Origin of the sequence: Leifsonia shinshuensis (assembly GCF_031456835.1) — a bacterium.
Lineage (GTDB): Bacteria > Actinomycetota > Actinomycetes > Actinomycetales > Microbacteriaceae > Leifsonia > Leifsonia shinshuensis_C.
Genome location: NZ_JAVDVK010000001.1, coordinates 2591984 through 2613520 on the forward strand (window position 1 = coordinate 2591984; position 21537 = coordinate 2613520).

General features: G+C 70.5%; 14 protein-coding genes. 7 read left to right on the forward strand and 7 right to left on the reverse strand.

All coding sequences use genetic code 11. The features are described 5' to 3' along the window. Positions 1-21: 21 nt before the first annotated feature. From J2W45_RS12595 to J2W45_RS12610, 4 genes are all read right to left on the reverse strand, one after another. Entirely contained in the window at positions 22-1629 is a 1608-nt protein-coding gene (locus tag J2W45_RS12595) for an FAD-dependent oxidoreductase (protein ID WP_310132369.1), read from the reverse strand. Continuing rightward, a complete protein-coding gene (locus tag J2W45_RS12600; protein ID WP_310132370.1) occupies positions 1626-2900 on the reverse strand; it encodes a 6-phospho-beta-glucosidase in 1275 nt (424 codons plus the stop codon). The genes J2W45_RS12595 and J2W45_RS12600 overlap by 4 nt, the downstream gene beginning before the upstream one ends. Next, positions 2897-3940: a BadF/BadG/BcrA/BcrD ATPase family protein gene (locus J2W45_RS12605; protein WP_310132373.1), complete on the reverse strand. Its 1044-nt coding sequence runs from the start codon at positions 3938-3940 to the stop codon at positions 2897-2899. Before J2W45_RS12605 ends, J2W45_RS12600 begins: the two co-directional genes overlap by 4 nt. A 434-nt stretch (positions 3941-4374) precedes the next feature. Beyond that, positions 4375-5409 (reverse strand): LacI family DNA-binding transcriptional regulator, encoded by a 1035-nt coding sequence (locus J2W45_RS12610; protein ID WP_310132375.1) that lies wholly within the window; start codon positions 5407-5409, stop codon positions 4375-4377. A 546-nt stretch (positions 5410-5955) separates the two neighbouring features. On the opposite strand from J2W45_RS12610, the gene J2W45_RS12615 reads away from it, so the two are divergent. Both J2W45_RS12615 and J2W45_RS12620 read left to right on the forward strand, forming a co-directional pair. After that, positions 5956-6927 carry a carbohydrate ABC transporter permease gene (locus J2W45_RS12615; protein WP_310132376.1) on the forward strand — a complete coding sequence of 324 codons (972 nt, stop codon included), beginning with the start codon at positions 5956-5958 and terminating at the stop codon, positions 6925-6927. Beyond that, on the forward strand, positions 6927-7910 hold the full coding sequence (locus tag J2W45_RS12620; protein ID WP_310132378.1) for a carbohydrate ABC transporter permease: 984 nt from the start codon (positions 6927-6929) through the stop codon (positions 7908-7910). Before J2W45_RS12615 ends, J2W45_RS12620 begins: the two co-directional genes overlap by 1 nt. 1161 nt (positions 7911-9071) lie before the next feature. On the opposite strand, the gene J2W45_RS12625 is transcribed toward J2W45_RS12620, so the two are convergent. Then, positions 9072-10442, reverse strand: coding sequence for an ABC transporter substrate-binding protein (locus J2W45_RS12625; RefSeq protein ID WP_310132381.1), 1371 nt, complete (start codon positions 10440-10442; stop codon positions 9072-9074). Positions 10443-10704: 262 nt separating this feature from the next. On the opposite strand from J2W45_RS12625, the gene J2W45_RS12630 reads away from it, so the two are divergent. Together J2W45_RS12630 and J2W45_RS12635 are read left to right on the forward strand one after the other, a co-directional pair. Further along, positions 10705-13023 carry a glycoside hydrolase family 38 N-terminal domain-containing protein gene (locus J2W45_RS12630; protein ID WP_310132383.1) on the forward strand — a complete coding sequence of 773 codons (2319 nt, stop codon included), beginning with the start codon at positions 10705-10707 and terminating at the stop codon, positions 13021-13023. A gap of 287 nt (positions 13024-13310) precedes the next feature. Next, on the forward strand, positions 13311-13892 hold the full coding sequence (locus J2W45_RS12635) for a DUF2087 domain-containing protein (RefSeq protein WP_310132385.1): 582 nt from the start codon (positions 13311-13313) through the stop codon (positions 13890-13892). 10 nt (positions 13893-13902) lie between these two features. Here the strand turns inward: J2W45_RS12635 and J2W45_RS12640 are convergent, their stop codons facing one another. Further along, entirely contained in the window at positions 13903-14493 is a 591-nt protein-coding gene (locus J2W45_RS12640) for a CGNR zinc finger domain-containing protein (protein ID WP_310132388.1), read from the reverse strand. An 88-nt stretch (positions 14494-14581) separates the two neighbouring features. On the opposite strand from J2W45_RS12640, the gene J2W45_RS12645 reads away from it, so the two are divergent. Next, positions 14582-14770, forward strand: coding sequence for a hypothetical protein (locus tag J2W45_RS12645; protein ID WP_310132391.1), 189 nt, complete (start codon positions 14582-14584; stop codon positions 14768-14770). Between the two features lie 99 nt (positions 14771-14869). Here J2W45_RS12645 and J2W45_RS12650 read toward each other — a convergent pair whose 3' ends face one another. Then, a complete protein-coding gene (locus J2W45_RS12650; protein WP_310132392.1) occupies positions 14870-20503 on the reverse strand; it encodes an invasin domain 3-containing protein in 5634 nt (1877 codons plus the stop codon). A gap of 238 nt (positions 20504-20741) precedes the next feature. Here J2W45_RS12650 and J2W45_RS12655 point away from each other — a divergent pair, with 238 nt between their 5' ends. Both J2W45_RS12655 and J2W45_RS12660 read left to right on the forward strand, forming a co-directional pair. Further along, positions 20742-21236: a hypothetical protein gene (locus J2W45_RS12655; protein ID WP_310132393.1), complete on the forward strand. Its 495-nt coding sequence runs from the start codon at positions 20742-20744 to the stop codon at positions 21234-21236. A gap of 56 nt (positions 21237-21292) precedes the next feature. After that, positions 21293-21508: a hypothetical protein gene (locus J2W45_RS12660; protein ID WP_310132395.1), complete on the forward strand. Its 216-nt coding sequence runs from the start codon at positions 21293-21295 to the stop codon at positions 21506-21508. The last annotated feature ends 29 nt before the right edge of the window (positions 21509-21537 follow it).

Below are 21537 nucleotides of genomic sequence, written 5' to 3' on the forward strand. Positions count from 1 at the left end.
GACACCGGTCCCAGACCGTGGTCAAGCCGGTTCGACCCGCTGGCCGGTCGTGCGGAGGCGGTCGCGCAGCACCTCCACGTCGACGTCCTGGACGTCGTCCCCGCGCCCCGCGGCGAGCGCCGCCGCGACACCGGCGGCCTGCCCCAGCATCATGTACTGCGGCTCCATCCGGACCGAGGCGAACGCCACCGCCGACGCGGACAGGCAGACCGGCACCAGCAGGTTGACCGCATCCACCCGGCGCGGCACGAGCGACGCGTACGGGATGCCGTACAGCGGCACGGGCACCGAGAGGTAGCCCTCGGTGAAGACCGTGCCGATCGGCTCGGGATGCTCGTAGACCCACCGCCAGACCCGCTGAACCTCGCGGACGTCGATGTGGTAGGAGCCGAGGGCCACCGTGTCGGACGGGATCGCCCCCGCCAGGAGGTCGTGCTCGGTGAGCACACGCTCGCCGAGCATCCGCCGCGCCTCCCGCACGTACAGCTGATGCGGCAGGTGCCCCGTGTCGGCGAACTCGCCGCGCGGCAGCCCCCAGCGCGCCAGCTCGCGGCGGATGCCCGCCGGCACGGCCGGGTCGTGCGAGAGGAAGTAGAGGAAGCCGCGCGTGTGCGACAGGTGGTGCAGGCGCAGCTCCTCCCGCCGCTCGGGGGAGGCGTCCGGGTACTCCCATGCCGAGCCGTCCAGCACGCTCAGCGAGACCGGACCCAGCGAATTGCCGTCGGCCATCCCGCCCGGAAGGTTGGGTTCGAGGCCGAGCATCGCCCCCGCCGTGCGCTCGACGCCCTCGCGGCGATCGCGCGCGAACAGCCGTCGCGCGAGCTCCCAGTACTCCTCGTCGTAGTCGTCCGGACGTTCGAAGGGGATGCGGTCGGCCGCGGTCGTCAGGCAGACCCGGTATCCGTACGACATCACGCCGCCGTCGCCCTCACCGATGCCCGCGAGCGGGCGGTCGTGCAGCTGCGGCAGGATGCGGCCCTCGGTCCGGCCCGTCGGGTCGCCGGCGAAGGGAGAGACCCACGGGGGCATGTTGTGCATCCCGGGCAGCAGCTCCTGGCGCCCGGCGAACCGTTCGCCGTACAGCGAGCGGTCCTCGCGACCCACCCGGTACGGCACGCCCGCGGCCGCCAGCAGGTCGCCCTCGTAGCTCGCGTCGATGAAAACTGCGCCCTCGACCCGGCCGGCGCCTGTGACCGTGACTGCCCGGAGCTCGCGGCCGTCGGGGCCGTCGTGGCCGTCGTGGCCGTCGTGGCCGCGGTGTCCGTCGCGTCCGCCGCGTCGCTCCGCCGTCTCGGCCCCGAGCAGGCGGGCGTCGAACTCCACATCGACCCCGGCGCGCTCGAGCCAGCGGCGGAAGATCCCCTCCGCCACGTGCGGCTCGGGGCCGGCGTAGTGTCCGGGCGCGGTTCCGTAGTGCTCGGCGATGTCCGCGCGCAGCCGTGCCGCCGCTCCGCCCAGCGCCCGCACGTCGCCGACGTCGGTGTAGCCGAGGCCGCCCGACGTCATCCCGCCCAGGTGCCGTCGCGGCTCGAGCAGCAGGACGCGCGCGCCCGCCTCCGCCGCGGCGACCGCCGCGGCCACGCCCGCCGACGTGGCGCCGTACACGACGACGTCCGCGGAGCGGGTCATGCGCCCGCGCGCTCCGCGAACTGCGGCAGCAGGTCGCCGCCGGTCTCGAACAGCCCGCGCTCCAGGGCCGTGACCAGGTCCCACTGGCCGACGAGCGGATGCGCGAGCAGCGCCATCCGGACCAGGCGTCGGTCGCCCGTCACGGCGGCCCGAGCGGCCAGCCGCTCGTAGGCGCTGACGTGCTGGATGAGGCCGAGCAGCTCCGGCGCGACCGGCTCCTGCGGCAGCGGCGTCGCGCCCGACGCATCCACCCGGCACAGGGTCTCCACCACGTCGTCGTCGGCGAGCCCGGCGATCAGGCCGTCGTTGCGGACGTTCACGACGTGGTTGTCGCCCGTTCCCGCCACGAGCGAGGCGAGCAGCGCGGTCGCCGCCTCGCTGTAGAAGGCGCCGCCACGAGCCTCCAGCTGCGGCGGCTTGGTGTCGACGCGCGGGTCCGCGTACAGCTGCAGAAGCTCGCGCTCGACGTCCGCGACGACCGTCGCGCGGGGCGTGCCCGCCTTCATCTCCGCCACGGTCGCGTCGTGCGCGTAGTAGTACTTCAGGTAGTACGACGGCAGCACACCGAGGTCGCGGATCAGCTCGCCCGTCACGCCGCCGCGGCGGCCCAGCTCGTCGGAGCGCTCGGCGATCATGCGCGGGAGCACATCCTCGCCGTCCACGCGGATGTGGCGCACCCACGACAGGTGGTTCAGCCCGACCGGGTCGACCTCGACGCGGTGCGGCTCCACCCCGTGCTCGCGCGCGATCCAGCGCTGCACGCCGATGGCGAAGTTGCACAGTCCGATGGCGTTGTGACCGTCGTCGAGAAGCGCCCGGGTGTTGATGCCGACCGGGTTGGTGAAGTCGACGACCCACGCGCCCCGGTTCCCCTTCTCGCGGGCCTCGCGCGCGATGTCCAGCACCACCGGGACGGTCCGCAGCGCCTTGGCGAGCCCGCCGGCGCCGGTGGTCTCCTGCCCGACGCAGCCGCACGCGAGCGGGAACAGCTCGTCCTGCAGCCGCGCGCGCTGCCCGCCGACCCGGAGCTGGATGAGCACCGCATCCGCCCCCTCGATGGCGGCGGTGCGATCGGTCGTCAGGGTCACCGGGACGTCGGCGCCCTGCCGCGCGAGCATCCGGCGCACCATGCCGCCCACGATCTCCAGCCGGGGACCGTCGACGTCCATGAGCCACAGCTCGTCGACCGTGAGGCGCTCGCGCTCTTTCCAGAGGCCGGAGACCAGCTCGGGCGTGTACGTGGAGCCGGCGCCGATGACGGTGACCTTCATCGGGGGTCCTTTCGTTCGGGGGGTTGGGTGGGGGTGGGGGTGGGGAGTGGGCCGGGGGTGTTTGCCGGGAGGTCGGGAGCGGCCGGGAGGTCGGCGGCGCGGTCGCGTAGTGCGCGGACCAGGCCGTCGACCGGACGGAACGCGAGCGGCCGTGGGTCGAAGCCCAGCGCGCGCAACCCCTCGGACACTGAGGTGCGGAACCCCTCGTCCGCGAACAGCCCGCCGGCCAGCGCTGCAGGCGTATCCGGCGGGACGCGCCGCTCCGTGCCCCACGCACCGCGCGTCACCACCCCAGCGAGCAGTACGGCCTCGCGGGCGGCGCGACCCATGAGCTCCGTCGCGACGGGATCACCCTCCGCGGCAGCGCGTGCGACCGTCGTCGCCAGCGCGCCGACCTGCTTCATGCTGACGCGTCCGTCCCGGATGCTGCGGGCGAGGGACACCGTGTCGGGCGCGCCCGTCTGCGCGAGGACCAGCGCCAGCAGCGCCGTCTCCGGCCCGCGGCCGTCCTCGGCGCGCGCGGCGGCACGTACCGCCTCGCGGCCCAGCTCGTCACCGCCGCCCCAGTCCCCGCTCACCCAGCCGAGCGCCGGAACCGTCGCGACACCGAGCGGCCCGCGTGCGACCGCGTTCAGCCCGGCGCCGCACACGACGGCGAGCGCGTCGCCCGCCCCGCCGCCCGCCTCGAGCACCGCGACAGCGTCGCCGACGACCTCGATCGCGGCATTCGGGAAAAGCCCGGCCAGGGCGGAACCGTGCGCCGTCTCATCGCCAGGGAAATCCAGCCCCGCGATCGCCGCCGACACCCAGGCGACCCGCTCCGGCCGGATGTCCCGCTCGGCCAGCACGTCCCGCACCGCTGCGACGACCGCCTGCGGCCCGGACCCGCTGCCCCCGCCGATCGCGCGCATCCGCTCGACCAGCACGTCAGCCCCATCCCGGACGCGCTCCAGCACGACGACCTCGGTCTTCGAGTTGCCGCCGTCGATCGCAACGGCCAGGGCCGGCTCAGCGGCTGGGTTCGGGAAGGTGGTCAGCATCGGTCCTTTCGCCGCGCCCATCCTGCCGCAAATATGGGATCGTTTCCACCCTCGCTTTCTGGCGGCCTGCGCAGGCGGTGCGCCATTCGTGCCAAATGTCGCCTCCCCAGCCCGCCATCCCCACATTCGTGCCGAATACGCTCCCGCCGCCGCCGAAGATTTGTGCCAAATCGCGGGAAACGGGCCGTCATAACCACGATTTGCGCCAAATCTCGGGACGACCGCGCCTAACGACCTCGCGGCGGGATTCGTGCCGAATGTCGCCTCCCCAGCCCGCAATCCCGACATTCGTGCCGAATGTGCGCTGCACACGAGCCCGGGGAGACACGCGCCCAGAAGATTTGTGCCAAATCGCGGGAAAGGTCCCGCGATAACCACGATTTGCGCCAAATCTCGCGCGAGGCAGCGCGAGAAGGCCCAGGGCGGACGCGCCGCTACAGCGCGCGGGGCGCCGCCGTGGAGCCGCGGGGCAGCACCTGCGCCTCGAGGACGATCGTCTGAGGTTCGGCCGCCGGGTCCTTGAGGCGACCGAGCAGGCGGTCGAGGGCCGTCTCGCCGAGGGCGACGGCGTCCTGCGCGACCGCGGTGATGCCGGGGCTCACCATGCTCATCCACTCGGAGTCGTCGAACGAGACGACGCTGACGTCCTCGGGGATGCGCAGCCCCAGGTCGTTCGTCGCCCGCCACACGCCCTCCGCCAGCAGGTTGTTCGCGGCGAAGATGGCGGTCGGGTGGTCGCGGCGGGCGAGGATGTCGATGGCCGACTTGCGGGCGCCGTCGGCGTCCCATCCCGTCGAGATCACGAGGGACGGGTCCGCGGCGATCCCCGAGCCCTCGAGCGAGCTGCGGTAGCCGGCGGCGCGCTCCCCACCGGTGGTCCACGTGGTCTCGTCGATGAACAGCGCGATGCGGCGGTGGCCGAGGTCGATGAGGTGGTCGGTCATCCGCTTGGCGACGCCCGAGTTATCGATGATGACCGCGTCGCAGCGTCCGGCCGAGAACTGGCGGTCCGCCTCGATGACGGGGATGTGCTGCCGCATCAGGTAGTCGGACACGTCGCCGGAGAGCGGGGTGACGATCACGCCGGCGACGCGTGTGGCGACGAAGGCGCGCGCCGCATCCATCTCGGCCTCGGTGGATCCCTGATCGTCGACCAGCATCATCGTGTAGCCCTCACGGCGCGCGCGTGCGGCGATGCCGGCGGCGAGGTCCGCATAGAAGGCGTTCCGCAGGTCGGAGATGAGCACGCCGATCGTGCGGCTGTCCTGCTTGCGCAGGCTGCGGGCCATCGCGTGCGGGACGTAGCCGAGGGACTCTGCGGCCGCCACCACGCGCTCGCGCACGCCCGCGGCGACGTAGCCTTCGCCGCTCAGCGCACGGGATGTGGTGGACTGCGACACCCCCGCCGCCAGCGCGACATCCTTCAGCGTCGCGCGGCGCGGAGCCCCCTCCGCGTCGTTCTCGATCATGGGCACCCTTCTCGCGCGGGACTGTCGCGCGCCGGAGCGCCGGGACGCCCGGCGAAATCCACCATAACGGTCACCGCGCGACCGCGCCTCCCGGGTCCCGCTCGCGTCGTCACAGCGCGCCGCACCCGCGCGGCGCCGCAACGCCGGACACCGCCTCACCGCGTCCCCCTCGTGCCGGGCGCCGGTATGCGAGACCGGATCGCGCCACGCCCCGCACCGCGAGGCGACACCAGCGGCAGTACGTCCCGTCCCCGTTCGCCGCGCGGCACCGCGCATCCCCCTGACTCCGCCGCCGCACCGGTGTACCGTTCGCGTCACACAGAGCAGTTCCCCCGTCGGCGTCGCCCACACAGCCGGGACGGGTCCGCCGCGCAAGTCGGCTCAACCCGGGAATGGCCCGGGTTCGGTTGCAGGCCCGGGCGTGAGGACTTATAGTCGCAGCTATGTGGTAACGATGCCACACCGCGCCGAAGGAGGCGGGGGACGGATCGAAAGGGTGGCGATGAGGATCACCGAGCTCGATGACGCGACGCAGGGAGGCCGCTGATGGCCGTCCTGACCGACGCATCGCGCAGCAAGACCCGAACGGGTGACCGCAAGCCGGAGAAGAAGACGCGGGCGAAGAAGTACAACAAGCGCGAGGCCATCGCGGGTTACCTCTTCATCAGCCCCTGGATCATCGGCTTCCTGGTGTTCACCCTGGGCGCGATGCTGTACAGCCTCTTCATCTCGTTCAGCAACTACAACCTGGCGACCAACAGCGCGAGCCCCGCCGGGTTCGACAACTACTCCGAGCTGTTCAACGACCCCAAGGTCGCCCTGTCGCTCGGCAACACGCTGTTCTACGCCGTGATGGCGGTGCCGCTCGAGATCATCTTCGCGCTGCTGCTCGCCCTCCTGCTCAACTGGGTGGGACGAGGAGCCGGCGTGTTCCGCACCATCTACTACCTGCCGAAGATGACGCCGGCGGTGGCGACCGCATCCATCTTCCTGCTGCTGCTCAACGGCAACACCGGCGCGATCAACCGCTTCCTCGCGCTGTTCGGCATCGAGGGCCCGCAGTGGCTGATCGACCCGAACTGGGTGAAGCCGTCCATCGTCCTGATGACCCTGTGGGGCGTCAGCGGCACGATGGTGATCTTCCTGGCGGCGCTCAAGAACGTCCCGCAGGACCTCTACGAGGTCGCGTCCCTCGACGGCGCCGGCCCCATCCGGAAGTTCTTCACCATCACCATCCCGATGATCTCCCCGGCGATCTTCTTCAACGTGGTGGTGCTGACGATCGCGGCGCTGCAGGTGTTCGACCAGGCGTATCTGCTGTTCTGGCGAGATCAGACGAACGCGTCGCCGGACTCGTCGCTGTTCTACGGCGTCTATCTGTTCCAGCAGGCGTTCCGGCAGTTCAACTTCGGCTTCGCCGCCGCCATGGCCTGGCTGCTGTTCGTGATCATCCTCCTCATCACCCTGGTGCAGGTGAAGGTCAGCAACCGGCTCGTCTACTACGAAGGAGACAAGTGATGTCGTCCACGACGCAGTCCACTGCCGCCGCGGCCCTCGCCCCGCTCGCCTCCGAACTGGAGGCCGCCCAGCTGGAGAGCAAGGGCACACCGACCGGCCGCGGTCCTGGGGAGAAGCCGGTCGGCAACCGCTGGTACAAGCCCAAGTCGATCATCGGCAAGACCGTGCTGTGGATCATCGCGCTCGGCTTCACGCTGCTGTTCCTGTACCCGTTCGCCTGGCTGCTCGCTGCGAGCCTCAAGCCGCGGCAGGAGGTCTTCGACAACTCGCTGTGGCCGAAGACGTTCACCCCGCAGAACTACGTCGAGGTGTGGAACCAGCTGCCCCTCCTGTCGTGGATCGGCAACAGCGTCGTCATCGCGGTCCTCGCCGCCGGCCTGGTCGCGATCTCGAGCTCGATCGTGGCGTTCGGGTTCGCGTACTTCAAGTTCCCCGGCCGGACGCTGCTGTTCGGCCTGGTGCTCGCGACGATGATGCTGCCGGGCGCGGTGACGATGGTTCCGCAGTACCTGATCTGGAAGAACCTGGGCCTGGTCGGCACGTGGATCCCCCTGTTCGGGATGAACCTGTTCGGCTCGGCGTTCTACATCTTCCTGCAGCGGCAGTTCTTCATGGGGCTCCCGCGTGAACTGTTCGAGGCCGCACGCCTCGACGGTGCCAGCTACTGGAAGCTGTTCACCCGCATCGCGATGCCGCTCAGCATCCCCTCGTTCATCATCATCTTCCTGTTCGAGTTCCAGGCCAGCTGGAACAACCTGCAGGCGGCTCTGATCTACCTGAACGCGGGAGGCGTCGAAGGCTTCACGGTGCCGCTCGGCATCTCGTACGCGATGACGACGTTCAGCCCCACCAACGGTGGACACGGCGACTACCAGTACGTCATGGTGGCCGCGCTGATCGTGACGCTGCCCATGCTGTTGCTGTTCGGCTTCGGCCAGCGCTACTTCATCGAAGGCGTGGCCACGCAGGGCCGCAAGGGCTGATCCCGATCCCGGATGCCGGGCGCGGTCGGACATATGGTCCGCCGCGCCCGGCGTCGTTTAAGGGGGCGCGCTGCCGGGCGCGGGTGTGAGTGGATGCGCGCAGCGCGCAGGCGGGGCCAAAGTGCGGGTAGATGCGCGCTGCGCGGAGGTGGCCACGGACGCCCTTGTGCGGTGGCCCTGGCGTGTCCGCGCGAGGTGCACCGAAATGCGGCCGACACGCCAATGGAGTCCACAACATGGTGCACCTCGGCGATGGGATGCGCCGCGTGCGCCCCGCGCCTGGCGCGCCCGACAGCCGCTCGAGTCGTTTGTAGCTGCGCGAATCGCGCGCGAGTGGCAGCATCCACTCACCACTCGACGGCGCTGGCCGCCGCTGCAGCCGGTGAGGTGCACGCAGTTGTGGTCGACACGCCGCCCGCCGCCACAGCAAGGTGCACCTCAGCGAAAGGGGATGCGCCGCATGGGCGCACCCCGGCCCGGAGGCCGGACGGGCGCACGAGTCGTGAGTAGGTGCCCGAATTGCGCGCGAGTGGCAGCATCCACTCACCACTCGACGGCGGCAGCCGCCGCGGCAGCGGTGAGGTGAACGTCGTTGCGGTCGACACGCCGGACGGGTCCACAACAACGTGCACGTCAGCGAGAGGGGATGCGCCGCGTGCGCCCGGCGCCGGGCGCTAGGCGCGTGCCCGAGTGGCGAGTAGGTGCGCGAATCGCACGCGAGTGGCAGCATCCACTCACCACTCGAGGGCGGCAGCCGCCGCGGCAGCCGTGAGGTGCACGTCGTTGCGGTCGACACGCCGCCAGGGGCCACAACAACGCGCACTTCAGCGAACGTGGATGCCTCGGGTGCGCCGGCCGGGCGTGCGAGTCGTGAGTAGGTGCGCGAATTGCACGCGAGTAGCAGCATCCACTCACGGTTCGGCGGGGGCGGTCGCCGCTGCGGCGGCTCAGGTGCACGTTGTCGGGGGCGACACGCCGCGAGGGTGCGCAAGGACGTGCACCTCGGCGAAAGGACGCACGCACGCTGCACGTGCCGCGCACAGCGCCGGCCTAGCGCGGCGCAGGCCCCCGCGCACAGCGCCCGCGCAGCGGCGCGCGGGCGCCCCGCGCACGCAGAAGGGGCGGCCTCCCGGTGGGAGACCGCCCCTGGGGCGAGCGGCGTTACTTGCTGCTCTTGGTGGCCTGCTGGTAGGCCTTCATGGCCGCGGCCTGCGCGTCCTTGAGGGCCTCGCTGGCCGACTTGTTGCCGAGGAGGTACGACTGGATGGCGTTCTGCAGCTCCGTCTGGATCTGCTGGCCGGCCGGGGACGCCCCGAACGACTTGCCGCTGCCGACCACGTCGTAGTACGTCGAGATCGCCTTATCGAAGCCCGCGTTGCCGGACGGCTTCACGTACTTCTCGCGGAGCGTCTTGTCGGCCTCCGGCGAACCGGTGAACAGGCCGGTGTTGATCGCACCCGGGGTCTTCTCGATGGTTTTGGCGCGGGCGGCACCCGCGGCCTCCCAGGCCGGCAGGCTGGTCAGGCTGAGCGCCCAGGCGCAGGCGGCGTCCTTGTTCTTGGCTCCCGCCGGGATGACGAACGACGTGCCGGATGCGACGGTGAAGGGGTTGCCCTCGCTGTCCTTGAAGGGAACGGCGCCGATGTCGACCTTGTCGACGAACGGGGTCAGCACGTTGACGTACCACTGGGCGTTGACCTCAGCGCCGACCTGGTCCTTCACGTACTGGTTGTTCTCGCCGAAGAAGTCGAAGGAGTCCGTGAAGCTCTTCATCTTCGCGTAGCCGCCCTGGGCGTCCGTGATCTTCTTCAGGACCTCCAGGCCCTTCTCGTTCTTCGGGTCGTCGAGCGTCGGCTTGCCGTCGCTGCCGATCAGCTGGCCGCCGTTGGCGAGCAGCCACAGGCCCGCCTGGCCGCTGGCCTGCGGGTCGAAGCCGAGGGTCGACGGGTTGCCCCCGGACGCCTTGTACATCTTCTTGACGGCCGCGACGAGGGTGTCGGGCTTCGAGGTGTCGATGTCGGCGTCGGTGACCCCGGCGGCCTTCATCACGCGCTCGTTGGTGATGATCGCCGGCGGCTGGTAGAACTGCGGCACCGCGTAGATCTTGCCGCCGTAGGTGATGTCGTCGACGACCGAGCCGTAGTACGACTTCTTCGGGTCGACGTTGTGCACCGAGTAGCACTGGTCGAGCGGCTGGATGAGGCCCTGCGCCGCGTAGGTCGCCACGAACTGGCGGTCCATCTGCACGACGTCGGGCACGTTGCCGCCGGCGACACGGGTGGTGAACTTCTGCGCGTCGAACGGGGTCTGGTCGATCTTGATCGTGACGCCCTTGAGCTGGTCCTTGGCGTAGTCGATGCGCGAGGTGCCGACCTCGTCGGCGTTGTCGAAGCCCCAGGCGTTCAGGTTGCCCTTGACGTCTTTCGAGAAGTCGCCGCCGGAGGAGCTGCCACCGCTGGAGCTGCACCCGGCGAGGAGCGCCACCGACGCGGTGATTGCCACAGCGGCGAGGGCGGTGTGCCTCTTGTTCATCTGATTTCCCTTCAGTGGTGTCGCAGCGGGCGTCCTCGCCCGTGCGAAGAGGTACGGGATCCCCGACTGCCGGGGTTCGATGGCGGCAGTGTGGAAACCTTCCCACATCGCACGGTAATGCAGCAGCGAGGCTCTTCACAAGGGGACCGGGTACTTGGACCCGGTTTTCGTTACTTGATCGTTTCTTACGCTTGTCCGACGCGCTTCTCAAGTCCTAGGGTCGTATGGCAACGATGCCAGATCGACACCGGAAGAAGGCCCGATGCCCCGCATCCGCCGCATACTGCTGCTCGGACACACCCACCACGACGTCGGCTACACGAACAGCCCGCGGATCATCGACCGGATGCACGCCGAGATCGTGCGCGAGGTGCTGCGGCTCGCCGCCGCGGACACCGCCGCGGCGGGCGCCCCGGACCGCTTCCGCTGGACCTTCGAGGTCGCCCGCCCGGTCCTGAACTTCCTGCGGTCGGCGACCCCCGGCGAGGTGGATGCGCTGGCCGCGGCGACCGCTGACGGCACGATCGCGGTCACCGGCGGCTACCTCAACATGACGCAGCTTCCAGACCTCCCGGAGTTCGAGGCGGCGTACCGGGCGCTCGAGCGCATCCGCGACGCGGGCATCCCGGTGCGGACCGAGCAGCACGGCGACGTCAACGGCATCGCGTGGGGCGTGGCCGACACCATGCTCGACGCCGGCCTCGACCGGTTGGTGATGGCGCTCAACCCGGATCACGGCCGCGCCCCGCTGACGCAGCCGAGCGTCTTCTGGTGGGAGGCGCCGTCGGGCCGCCGCGTGTTCACGCTGCTGTCGACGCACTACGGCTTCGGCGAGGAGTGGGGGATCGTCGACGGCGACGTCGAACTGGCCGGGCAGCGCATCCTCGCCTTCCTCGACGGCCTGGAGGCGCGGGACGACTACCCGTTCGACACGGCGGTGGTGCACGCCGGCAACGACAACCGCTGGCCGACGGCCCTGTTCACGCGTGTCGTCCGCCACTGGAACGAGCGCCACCCGGACCGGCCGATGGAGACCGCGACGATCGACACGGCGATGGATGCGCTGGCCGCGCAGGCGACGGACGACCTGCCCGTCCTCCGCGGCGAGTGGGCGGACTGGTGGGCGCACGGGCACGGCTCCACCGCGCGCGACGTGGCCGCCTACCGGGAGGCGCGGCGCTTCGCCCGGTCGGCACGGGAGGCGTTCCGCCTTGCCGCGGAGCGCGGGGAGGGCGACCCCGCGCTGGCGACGGTGCTCGGCTACCGCCGCGGTCCGGTCCGCCTGCGGGACGGCGCCGAGCTCGCCGAGGCGTTCGACCGCGTGGACGAAGAGCTGCTGCTCTACGGCGAGCACACCTGGGGCTCGTGGGAGACGTACTCCAAGCCGCACTCGCACTTCACCGCGTCGCACCACAACGCCAAGGCGGGATTCGCCTTCGGCGCGTGGGACCTGGCGCGCGACCTGAACGTGGAGGCGCTCTACCGGCTCGCCGCATCCGGAGACGGAGCCGCCGCGACAGCTTCGGGCGACGCGCGCGTCTCCGGCCCCGCGCCCGCATCCGGGGTGCTGATCGCCAACCTCGGCGACCGCCCCCGCCGGGAGGCCGTGGAGGCGGAGGTCGACGGCACGCGGCGCGTGACCGTGGTCGCCGAGGTCCCCGCGCGTTCGGCGGTCGTGGTCGACGCCCCCGCCCCGGAGCCGTCGCCCGTCACCGGTCGCGTCATCGAAGCCGGACGGTACCGGGCGGAGGTCGATCCGTCCCGCGGCGGTGTGGTCTCGCTGATCGACCGACGGACCGGGCGCGAGCTCATCGACCCGGACATCCCGCATGGGCTCGGCGCGGTCGTCATCGAGGAGGTGACCGAAGAGGGACGATCGCATCCGATCTTCGACAACCCCAAGAACTTCAACCCCGCCTTCCCCGGCCCTGCCTTCGACCGCGTTCACGCCGGCTCGGCCGCCGACCCTGCGGTGACGGAGACTGCCGCCTTCACGCGCATCCACTGGACGACGGAGCTGCACGGCATCCTCACCGCGACCCACACGCTCACCCTGTACCGCGACCTGGACGACATCGACCTCGCCGTACACCTCGCGAAACCGGAGCGCTTCGGACCGGAGAGCGTGTTCGTAGCCTTCCCGTTCTCGGTGACCGAGCCCGAGTTCCTGCTCGAGACCGCCGGTGCGGTGTTCGCGGCCGAGACCGAGCAGCTGCCGGACACGTCGAAGGACTGGTACTCGATCCAGCACGCGGTGGGCGTGCGCGGCCGTGGCACCGCTGGGAACGGCGACGACGCCATCCTCTGGGGCACGGTGGATGCGCCGCTCGTCCAGCTCGGCGGGTTCCAGACCGGCGAGTGGGCGCGGACGCTGGTCGCTCCGGCCGGGCACGTCAACAGCTGGGTGATGAACACGTTGCACTTCACGAACTTCCCGGCCAGCCAGGAGTTCACCGGCACGCTGCACTACCGCTTCCGTCCTGCGCATGCCGGCGGTCTGCGCGACGCCGTCGCCCGTTTCGGCGCCGACCTGGCACTGCCGCTCCAGGCGCGCGCCTACACGGGGCCTCTCGGGCGGTGAGCGCTGCTCCACGCGCCAGGCCGCCGGACGATGAACCTGGCAAACCCCTCATAAGGGGGACATCCGCACATCCATCCCGCCCCGCGCTCCGGATGACCCCCACGGCGGGCGTTCCCTCCCCCGCCGAACGACAGGTGCGGCACGCCGGATCGCGACCAGGGGCGCGCGGTGTGCCGCATCCTGTCCACCTGTCCCCCTGTCCGCCGGGCGCTCCTCGCTCTGACGCTGCAACGGCGCACGGACGTCGGCGGCTCGATACCGGCGGACTGGTGCGGGACACTGGGAGCGTGGAGCAGGACGGCACAGAGGATCTCGGCGGTGAGCGCGCGTCGACCGGCGCGGCCAACGAGCCGTCCGCGACCGGGCACCCTGTGGATTGGCGGCCCGTGGTCGCAGCACTCGCCAACCGCGATGCGCGAGCGGTGTGGGCGAAGCTCGTCGTGGACGGGGGTGGCACCCTCAGCCCGGCCCGCGAGCGACGGGCGCGCGAACTGCTCGACGCCGCCGGCTTGATCCGCACCACCGATGGGGGCGCCGTCGAGGTGGCCGACGCGGCGTTTCGGGAGCTTCTGGCCGCCTCGGCATCGCTTCAGCCGCGTCCGACGGGCGTCGAGCGGTTCCTGCGCCCGGACGGCCGGATCGACCGGTTCCCCGCCGCGGCCGACGACCGCTCGCAACTGCTCCGGCACATCGCCGGCCGGGTGATCGCGGTCGGCGAGATCGTGACGGAACGGGAACTCACGGAGAGACTGGCCCGGTTCGGCGACGATCCGGTGACACTACGGCGCTATCTCGTCGACGCCGGCATCCTGCTCCGGACGCGCTCGGGGTCGGAGTACGCGCGGGGCGACGAGCCGTCGGGCTCCTGATCGCGGAGGTTCAGGCCGGGGTGGATGCGCGGCGCGCGTGCGCCTTCTGCATCTTGACCGCGTTCCCGCAGCCCGCCATGGTGCACCAGCGGCTGGAGCGGTTCTTCGAGTAGTCGTAGTAGGCCCACCGGCAGGTGACGCGGTCGCAGACCTTGAGGCGCGACCAGCTGCCGTCCTCGCGCGACGCGCGGACCGCATCCAGCACTCCGGCAAGCGCCCCCCGCGCGCCACCGTCACTCGCGGGCTGGAGAGCGAACGACGCGTCGGCCGCGAAGGACAACCGCAGCGGCAGTTCGGCGAGGGCGTCGTCGAGGCTCCGGAGCGCGGCGGGGTCGGCCTCGTGACCGGCGTGGGTTGCGAGCACAGAGCGCAGACCCTCGCGCAACGCCTTCGCGAGCGCCAGGTCGGCGTCGGTGGCGGGCGGGCTGTCGTCGCCGAGCAGTCCGCGCCCGACGAGCCACGACGTGAGGTCGGCCGGCTGCTCCCAGCCCTCCTCGTCCTCCTGGTACTCGACCGTGTTGACGAAATCCCGCACCAGCTTGAGCCGCGCGGGGATCATCTCGTCCTCTCGCTGGAACGCGAGATCCGTCTGTCGACCCATCACACCAGCATACGCTCTTGACAGGTGTCACCGGGAGGGGTCAGTGTTGGAACACCGGTCATTTGCTTTAGCCGGTGTTAGGAGGGTCATGGTGGACCAGACGGCACAACGAATCATCACGGTCGCGCATCGGCCCGCGATCCCGGCGGAGAGCGTCGGGCGGTGGATACGCATCCGGTACCGCGCGTTGCGGGTGCGGCGAAGCGCCCGGCGGGCCGAGCGCGATCCCTGGCTCGACCGGGTGTCGCCGTGGGCGTTCTGGGGACTGCACCGGTGAGGCGAGGATCGAGCTCAGCCGCGACGCAGGCGGGTGGTACCGCCTGCGTCGCGGCTGACGGGTGGTACTGCACGCGTCGCGGCTGGCTCGTTGTGGATGTCAGCCGCAGCTGGTGAGCGTCTCCAGGCGGACGCTCAGCACCGCCGTTCCGCCGATCAGGTAGACCCGCGACACCCCGAGGTCTCGCAGATCGGTGAGGACGAGCTGCGGCACGCACTCGGGGCGCGCGAGGTACAGCGGGGAATCGGTTGTGGCCGCCCAGGGCGCCGCGGAGAGCGCGTCCGGGAAGTTGAGTCCCGAGGCGATCATGGCGGTGTCCGCCGTGCGGAATGCGTCGCGGTTCACCGCCGAGGCCGTGCCGAACCGGTCGGCGCCGGCGAGGCGCGAGACGGCGCCGTACTGCGCCAGCGACCCGACCATCTCCGCGGACACCACCGCCGGTCCGCCGACCACCGAGATGGTCGACGCGCCGAGCTTCCGGAGGGTCGCGGCGGTGGCGGTGTCGACCACGGCCCGCGAGCCCGGGACGAGGAGCACCGGGGCGTCCTTCGATCCCGCGGCGGCTCCCGCGGTCAGGGCGTCGGGGAAGTCCGCGCCGGTTGCCACGTACACGCGTGATGCGCTGGTGAACTCGGCGGCCGCGATCGCCTGCGAGGTGCCGTACCGGTCGCCGCCCCATTCGCGGACGACTGTTCCGCTCGGACGGAACGACGCGATCTCGGCCTCGACAGCGGCCGAGACGGCCGCCGTCCCGCCGACCAGCACGATCCGCTGAGGCTTGAGGCGCGCGATCTCGTCCTTCACCACGGCCGGCAGGAACCCGGTCGGCGTCAGCAGGATCGGACCCCCGGCCTTGGCCGCGGCGGGACCGGCGGACAGCGCATCCGGGAAGTTCTCGCCGGAGGCGACGAAGACCACGGGAGCGGTGTCGGGGAACTCCCTGCGGGACACCTCGATCGACGTGCCGTAGCGGTCGGAACCCGCCACCCGGGTGACCTCGATACCCGCCTCCAGCAGCACGACCGTTGCCGTGGCGGACGCCTTCGTGCCGTTCACCGTAACGGATACGACGGCGCTGGCGGGCTTCGTGCCGGACAGCGTGGCGCTGTAGGAGCCGTCGCCGTTGTCCGTCACGCCGGATACGGTTCCCGCCGTGCTGGAGACCGCGACGGCGTCACCACCCGTCGTGAGCGCGTTTCCGTGCTGGTCGACCAGACGAACGGTGATCGTGCTCTTCGCCTTGCCGTCCGCGCGGATGGAGGATGGCGTCGCGGTGACCGTCGTCGCGTTCGCGACGGCCGCGCCCGCGATGAACACCACGGCCTGCGGGGCGCCGGACACGGTCGCCCCGGCCAGCTGAGCGCTGACCTGGTACGACCCCGCCCGCGTCGTGTGCGCGGTGACCGAGGCGACGCCGGCAGCATCGGAGAGGTCGGAGGCAGCGGAGAGGGTGACACCCGTCTCGGCGGTGAACGTCACCCGTGCGCCCTTCACCGGCTTGCCCTTCGCGTCTTTGACGGTCGCGCTCAACGTGTGGGCGTCCTTCCCGTCGGCGACCTTGGCGCCCTGGGACACAGCGAAGCGGGTGGCCGAAGCGTCCGGCGTTCCCGTGACCTCGGTCAGCTCGACCCGGATCGTCACGGGGGCGGTTGTTCCACCGACCGCGAACGACAGCTCCGCCGTTCCGGGGCCGGATCCGGTGAGCGTCGCGGTGTACGTTCCGTCCCGGTTGTCGGTCACCGACGACAGGGTCCCGGTCGTGGTGGAGAGCGTCACGCCGGCGCCGCCGCCGAGCAGCGGGTTCCCCTCGGCGTCCTTGAGCGTGACCGTGATGGTGGAGGAGGAGGTGCCGTCGGCAGGGATGCTCGTCGGGCTCGCCGTGATGGTCGAGTCGGGAAGCGAGAGCGCGCCCGCGACGAACACGATCTGCTTCGGTGAGCCGTTGATCGCGGCGCCCGAGAGCGACGCCGTCACGTCGTACGTTCCTGCCTTCGTGCTGGTGGCGCCGACGGAGGCGATGCCGGATGGGTCTGTGGTGTCCGACGCCGCCGAGAGCGTGATCCCCTTCGCCGCGGTGAAAGTGACCTTCGCATTCTTGACCGGCTTGCCGTTCGCATCCTTCACGGTCGCGGTGAGGGTATGGGTGGCTTTGCCGTCCGCCGCGCGAGTGCCCGCAGTCACCGAGAAGGCCGACGCTCCCGCATCCGGGACGCCGTCCACGTCAGCGAGCGTGACCGTGATGGTGGAAGGGGCCGTACTGCCGCCCAGGCTGAAGGACAGTGTTGCCTTCGCCGGGTCGGTGCCGGTCAGGGTCGCCGAGTAGGTGCCGTCGCCGTTGTCCCTCAGGGCGGAGAGCGTGCCGGCGGTGGTCGATAGCCTCACGTCCGCGCCGCCGGACGTCAGCGGGTTGCCGTTGGCGTCTTTCAGGGTGACCGTGACCGTGGATGCCGTGGTGCCGTCCGCGGGGATGGTGGTCGGGCTGGCGGCGATCGTCGACTCCTTGAGCGATGCGGGGCCGGCCGCGAACAACGCGTTCTGCGGCGACCCGGCAAGGGAGGCTCCCGCGATGGCGGCAGCGACCTGATGGCTGCCGGCCTTCGTAGAGGTGACGCGCACCGTGGCGACGCCTGCCGCGTCGGAGACGTCGGTGGTGGAGGAGAGCGTCGCGGTCGGGGCGGCGGCGAACGTCACCGACACGCCCTTCAGCGGCTTGCCGGCCGCGTCCCGGACGGTCGCGGTGAGCGTGTGCGAATCGGTGCCGTCCGCGATCTTCGATCCCGGAGTGACCGTCAGGGTCGACGTGGCGGCGTCGGCGTACCGGGCGACGTCGTCGAGGGTCACCTTCACCGTCGCCGGGGCGCTGGCGCCACCGACCGTGAAGGAGAGGGTGGCCGTGGCCGGATCGGTACCAGTCAGCGTCGCGGTGTAGGTGCCGTCGCCGTTGTCCCTCACCGCGGAGAGGGTGCCGGCGGTCGTCGAGAGAGTGACCCGATCGCCGCCCGCCGTCAGCGGGTTGCCATTGTCGTCTTTCAGCCTCACCGTGATGGTGGTGGCGGTGACGCCGTCCGCAGGGATGGACGTCGGGCTCGCTGAGATCGTCGAGTCGGCGGCGGACGCAACTCCCGCGACGAAGGTGATGTCCTTCGGAGAGCCGGTGATCGCCGCACCCGTGAGCGCCGCCGACGCCTGGTACGTGCGCGCCTTCGTGCTCGTGACCGTCACCCGCGCGATGCCTGACGCGTCGGACAGTGCAGAGGCCGCGGACAGCGTTGCGCCGGGCACGGCGAACTCCACCGGGACGCCGGGCAGCAGATTGCCGCGGTCGTCCTTGATGACGGCGGTGAGGGTGTGCGTGTCCGCACCATTCGCGACCTTCATGCCGGACGAGACGGAGAACGTCGACAAGGAGGTCGACGGGAGGCCCGCCGTGAAGGCGACCGAGCCTGGGGACCGTGTGAGCTCCGCCGCGCCGAGGTAGGCGTGGATGCTGTACTGGCCGGGCGCGGTCGAGGTGACCGTCACCGCGGCGGTGCCGTCGGCCGCCGAGACGGCGTTCGGGGCGGACAGCGTCGCCCCGAACTGCGCCGTGAACCGGACGGTGGCGTTTTGGACGAGGTTGCCGAACGCATCCCGCACGGTTGCCGTCGCGGTGTGCGTCGCCGCGCCGTCCGCCAGCTGTGCGCCGCCGGACACGGCGAGGCTCGACATGGTCGCGTCGGCAGCGCCCGCCACGAACGTCACGGGCTGCGGCGAGGAGACGACGGGCGTGCCGCCGATCGTGGCACCCATGCTGTACGTGCCGGACCGGGTGGAAGTGACGGTGACCGTGGCCACACCGGTGGAGTCCGTTCTTGCGGAACTCGCCGACAGGGTCACGCCGACGGGGCCGGTGAAGCCGACCAGAGCGTCCGGGACGGGGTTGCCCTGGGCGTCCTTGGCGAGCACCGAGAGGGTGTGAGTGTCAGAACCGTCAGCCGTTCGGGGACCGGTGCTGACGGTGAGCTGAGACTTCGACGCGACCGCGGCGCCGGCCACGAAGGTGACCGGCTTCGGCGACCCGGCCACGAGGACGCCGCCGATGGTGGCGCGCATGTCGTACGTGCCGGGGACCCTCGAGGTCACGGGGGTCTCCGCCTTGCCGGCCGCGTCGGTCGTCGCGGAAAGTGCCTGGGGCGTTGCTCCCGTGGCGGGGGTGAAATCGACCGCAGCGTCCTTGACCGGGTTGCCTTCGCTGTCCTTCGCGATCACGGTGACGATGTGCGTGTCCACGCCGTCCGCGGTGCGATGCCCAGAGGTTACCGAGATGGAGGACGATGCCGCATCTGCGGCGCCGGCCGTGTAGGTGAAGCCAGCGGGCGACGTGACGACCGGTAGGGGAGTGCCGTCACCGTACTCGGAGGCGACCCGGACATCCACCGCACCGACAGCATGGCGGGGAGTCTTTGCGTCTACGGTGGCGCCGTTCTGGGATAAGGCGGTGCCGGATGCGCCATCGAACGAGATCCCTGTCACGTTCGGGACGCCGCTCTTCACCGGAGCCGTTTGCTGGGCCGTCGTCGCATCACCCAATTGACCGTATGTGTTTGCACCGGCAGCGAGGAGGGTCCCATTCGACCTCAGCACGATGGTGTGGTACCAGCCACCTCGCACGTGCGCGACATCGGACCATGCAGGTAGCGCTACCGGAACACGTTCGCATTGGGTGCGGCTATTACCCAACTTGCCCGTGCCGTTGTATCCCCAGCCATAGAGCGTGCCGTCTTTCGCCATCGCGTATGACGTCGAATCAGCAGTGGCGACCCAAGCGATCTCGGGCAGGCCAGGCACCACGGCCGGTAAATCGCGATGCAGGGTGGTCCCGTCACCTAGTTGACAGTTGTTGTTGATCCCCCACGAAAGCACCTTGCCATCTGCCGTGAGAGCGAGCCCGTGGATGTTGCCAGTTGAGAGCTGGACCGCGCCGTCCAGATCCGTCGGCGTTTGAGGCACGTCTGTCCACCCAGTATCGGGGTGGAGGGACACTCCGAGTCCCTGAGCATCCCCCACGGTAAGCCAGGCACCATCCGAGCGCCTAGCGGCAAGGAACTCGCCGCCCGCAGAAATGTCGGAGATGCTCGACAGACCATCGACGACGATCGGCGCGGAGTTGTGACCTTTCCGAGCGTCGAGCCGCTTTCCCCATGCGAGAACTGTGCCGTCGTCCTTGCGCGCTGCGGTGTAGGAATTTCCCGCATCGATCTCCGCGATTCCGTCCAGGCCGGCTACCTTCACGGGCCTTAGTTGGTCGTTTCTGGATCCGTCGCCCACCTGGTCCGCGTCGTTCTGACCCCATGCGAACACCGAGCCATCGTCCTTGAGCGCGACAGAATGCTGGAGCCCGGCAGAAACCGCCACGGCACCTGTCAGGCCGCGCACCGGTGTTGCCACGCTTCGATCGGTTGTGGTTCCGTCGCCCAGCTGCCCGTGGGCGTTATCTCCCCACGCCAGCACGAGGCCGTTGACTGTCAGGCCCAGGCAGTGATTAGCACCGCATTGCACGTCACTGAATTGGATCTGCGGCACATCGATCGTCACGGCCGTCCCCCCGGCCGCCGGCCCACTGCTCGGGGTCACCGTCGGCACCGGCGGCGCCGGGAGGGGCGCCGCCTGCGCTGGCGCAGCCGCCGCCGTCAGCGTCATGGCGCTGACGAGACCGGCCGTGAGGCCGGCCACCAGTTTGGTCCTGAGTCTCATGAGGTGTCCGATCCGATCGCATCCGAGACCGGCTCGTCGAGCGGGGGCGCTCGGCGGCCGATTGCAGTGGCCCACTGCACAAGGTGACTACTTGTGCAGACGGATGGGAACACAAATTGTGACGGGGACGCGGCGTCGAACGCACGAATGCACGGATTACGGCGCGGCACCCGGGCGGTTCCGTCATGGATGCTTCGTAGACGCGTCTGTCTAGGTAAGACGAAAGGCAGGAATCCGCATGGACATGATCGATCGCGACACCCGTGAGCTCGGCACCGAGCCGCCGTTCGAGTGCTGGGAGGGCGGCCAGTCCGCGCTCACCATGGTGCTTCAGGACGCCCACCGAGAGGGGCTGAACCTCGACAAGGACACGGCGATCATCGCCGGCATCATCATGCGGTCCCGCTGGTTCGCGGCCGCGACCCGGAGCGCGCACCGCACCCCGGCCGGTTCGGTCGTCGCTGGAAACAGCCTGCCCGAGCTGTTCCGGCCCGGGATGCGCGTCGATCGAGTGAACGGGGACGAGCGCGGCGGCGAGGTGATGGCGGTCGATGTCACGAGGGATACGCTGCACATCGTCCAGGTCCAGTGGCCGACCGACGGCGGCGGCTACGTGGAATGGTGCGACCCGGAAGACCTCGTGCACGCGCTCGACCACGCCGCGCTCATCGACCGTTCGCGTATCCCCACGGGCGCCTCGGGACCGCGTCTGCGTCTGGTCGCGGAGCGCTGACTGTCGCGGGCGGGCTGCGCTGGCGAATGATGTCCTCAGAGAGAACAGGAAACGGCATGCGCCGCACGAGCACGATCGACTCGGGCACCGCACTCGGCTGGCTCGCCACCGTCGTACTCTTTGCGACAGGGATCGGCCTCGCCCTGATCGGGCTGGTCATCGGGACGACAACGCTCCCCGAGATCGGTCTGATCGTCCTGCTGTTCGGGTGCTCCGCGGTCTGCCTGAGCGCTGGAGCGGCCGGCTCGTTCTTTCTGCTCCGACCGGCATGATGCCCAGAACGCCCCCCTCCGACCGGCGC

Excerpts from the sequence above, each read along its gene's own strand:
- J2W45_RS12595 (WP_310132369.1), bottom strand. The coding sequence starts at position 1,629 with ATGACCCGCTCCGCGGACGTCGTCGTGTACGGCGCCACGTCGGCGGGC.
- J2W45_RS12600 (WP_310132370.1), bottom strand. The coding sequence starts at position 2,900 with ATGAAGGTCACCGTCATCGGCGCCGGCTCCACGTACACGCCCGAGCTG.
- J2W45_RS12605 (WP_310132373.1), bottom strand. The coding sequence starts at position 3,940 with ATGCTGACCACCTTCCCGAACCCAGCCGCTGAGCCGGCCCTGGCCGTT.
- J2W45_RS12610 (WP_310132375.1), bottom strand. The coding sequence starts at position 5,409 with ATGATCGAGAACGACGCGGAGGGGGCTCCGCGCCGCGCGACGCTGAAG.
- J2W45_RS12615 (WP_310132376.1), top strand. The coding sequence starts at position 5,956 with ATGGCCGTCCTGACCGACGCATCGCGCAGCAAGACCCGAACGGGTGAC.
- J2W45_RS12620 (WP_310132378.1), top strand. The coding sequence starts at position 6,927 with ATGTCGTCCACGACGCAGTCCACTGCCGCCGCGGCCCTCGCCCCGCTC.
- J2W45_RS12625 (WP_310132381.1), bottom strand. The coding sequence starts at position 10,442 with ATGAACAAGAGGCACACCGCCCTCGCCGCTGTGGCAATCACCGCGTCG.
- J2W45_RS12630 (WP_310132383.1), top strand. The coding sequence starts at position 10,705 with ATGCCCCGCATCCGCCGCATACTGCTGCTCGGACACACCCACCACGAC.
- J2W45_RS12640 (WP_310132388.1), bottom strand. The coding sequence starts at position 14,493 with ATGGGTCGACAGACGGATCTCGCGTTCCAGCGAGAGGACGAGATGATC.
- J2W45_RS12645 (WP_310132391.1), top strand. The coding sequence starts at position 14,582 with ATGGTGGACCAGACGGCACAACGAATCATCACGGTCGCGCATCGGCCC.
- J2W45_RS12650 (WP_310132392.1), bottom strand. The coding sequence starts at position 20,503 with ATGAGACTCAGGACCAAACTGGTGGCCGGCCTCACGGCCGGTCTCGTC.
- J2W45_RS12655 (WP_310132393.1), top strand. The coding sequence starts at position 20,742 with ATGGACATGATCGATCGCGACACCCGTGAGCTCGGCACCGAGCCGCCG.
- J2W45_RS12660 (WP_310132395.1), top strand. The coding sequence starts at position 21,293 with ATGCGCCGCACGAGCACGATCGACTCGGGCACCGCACTCGGCTGGCTC.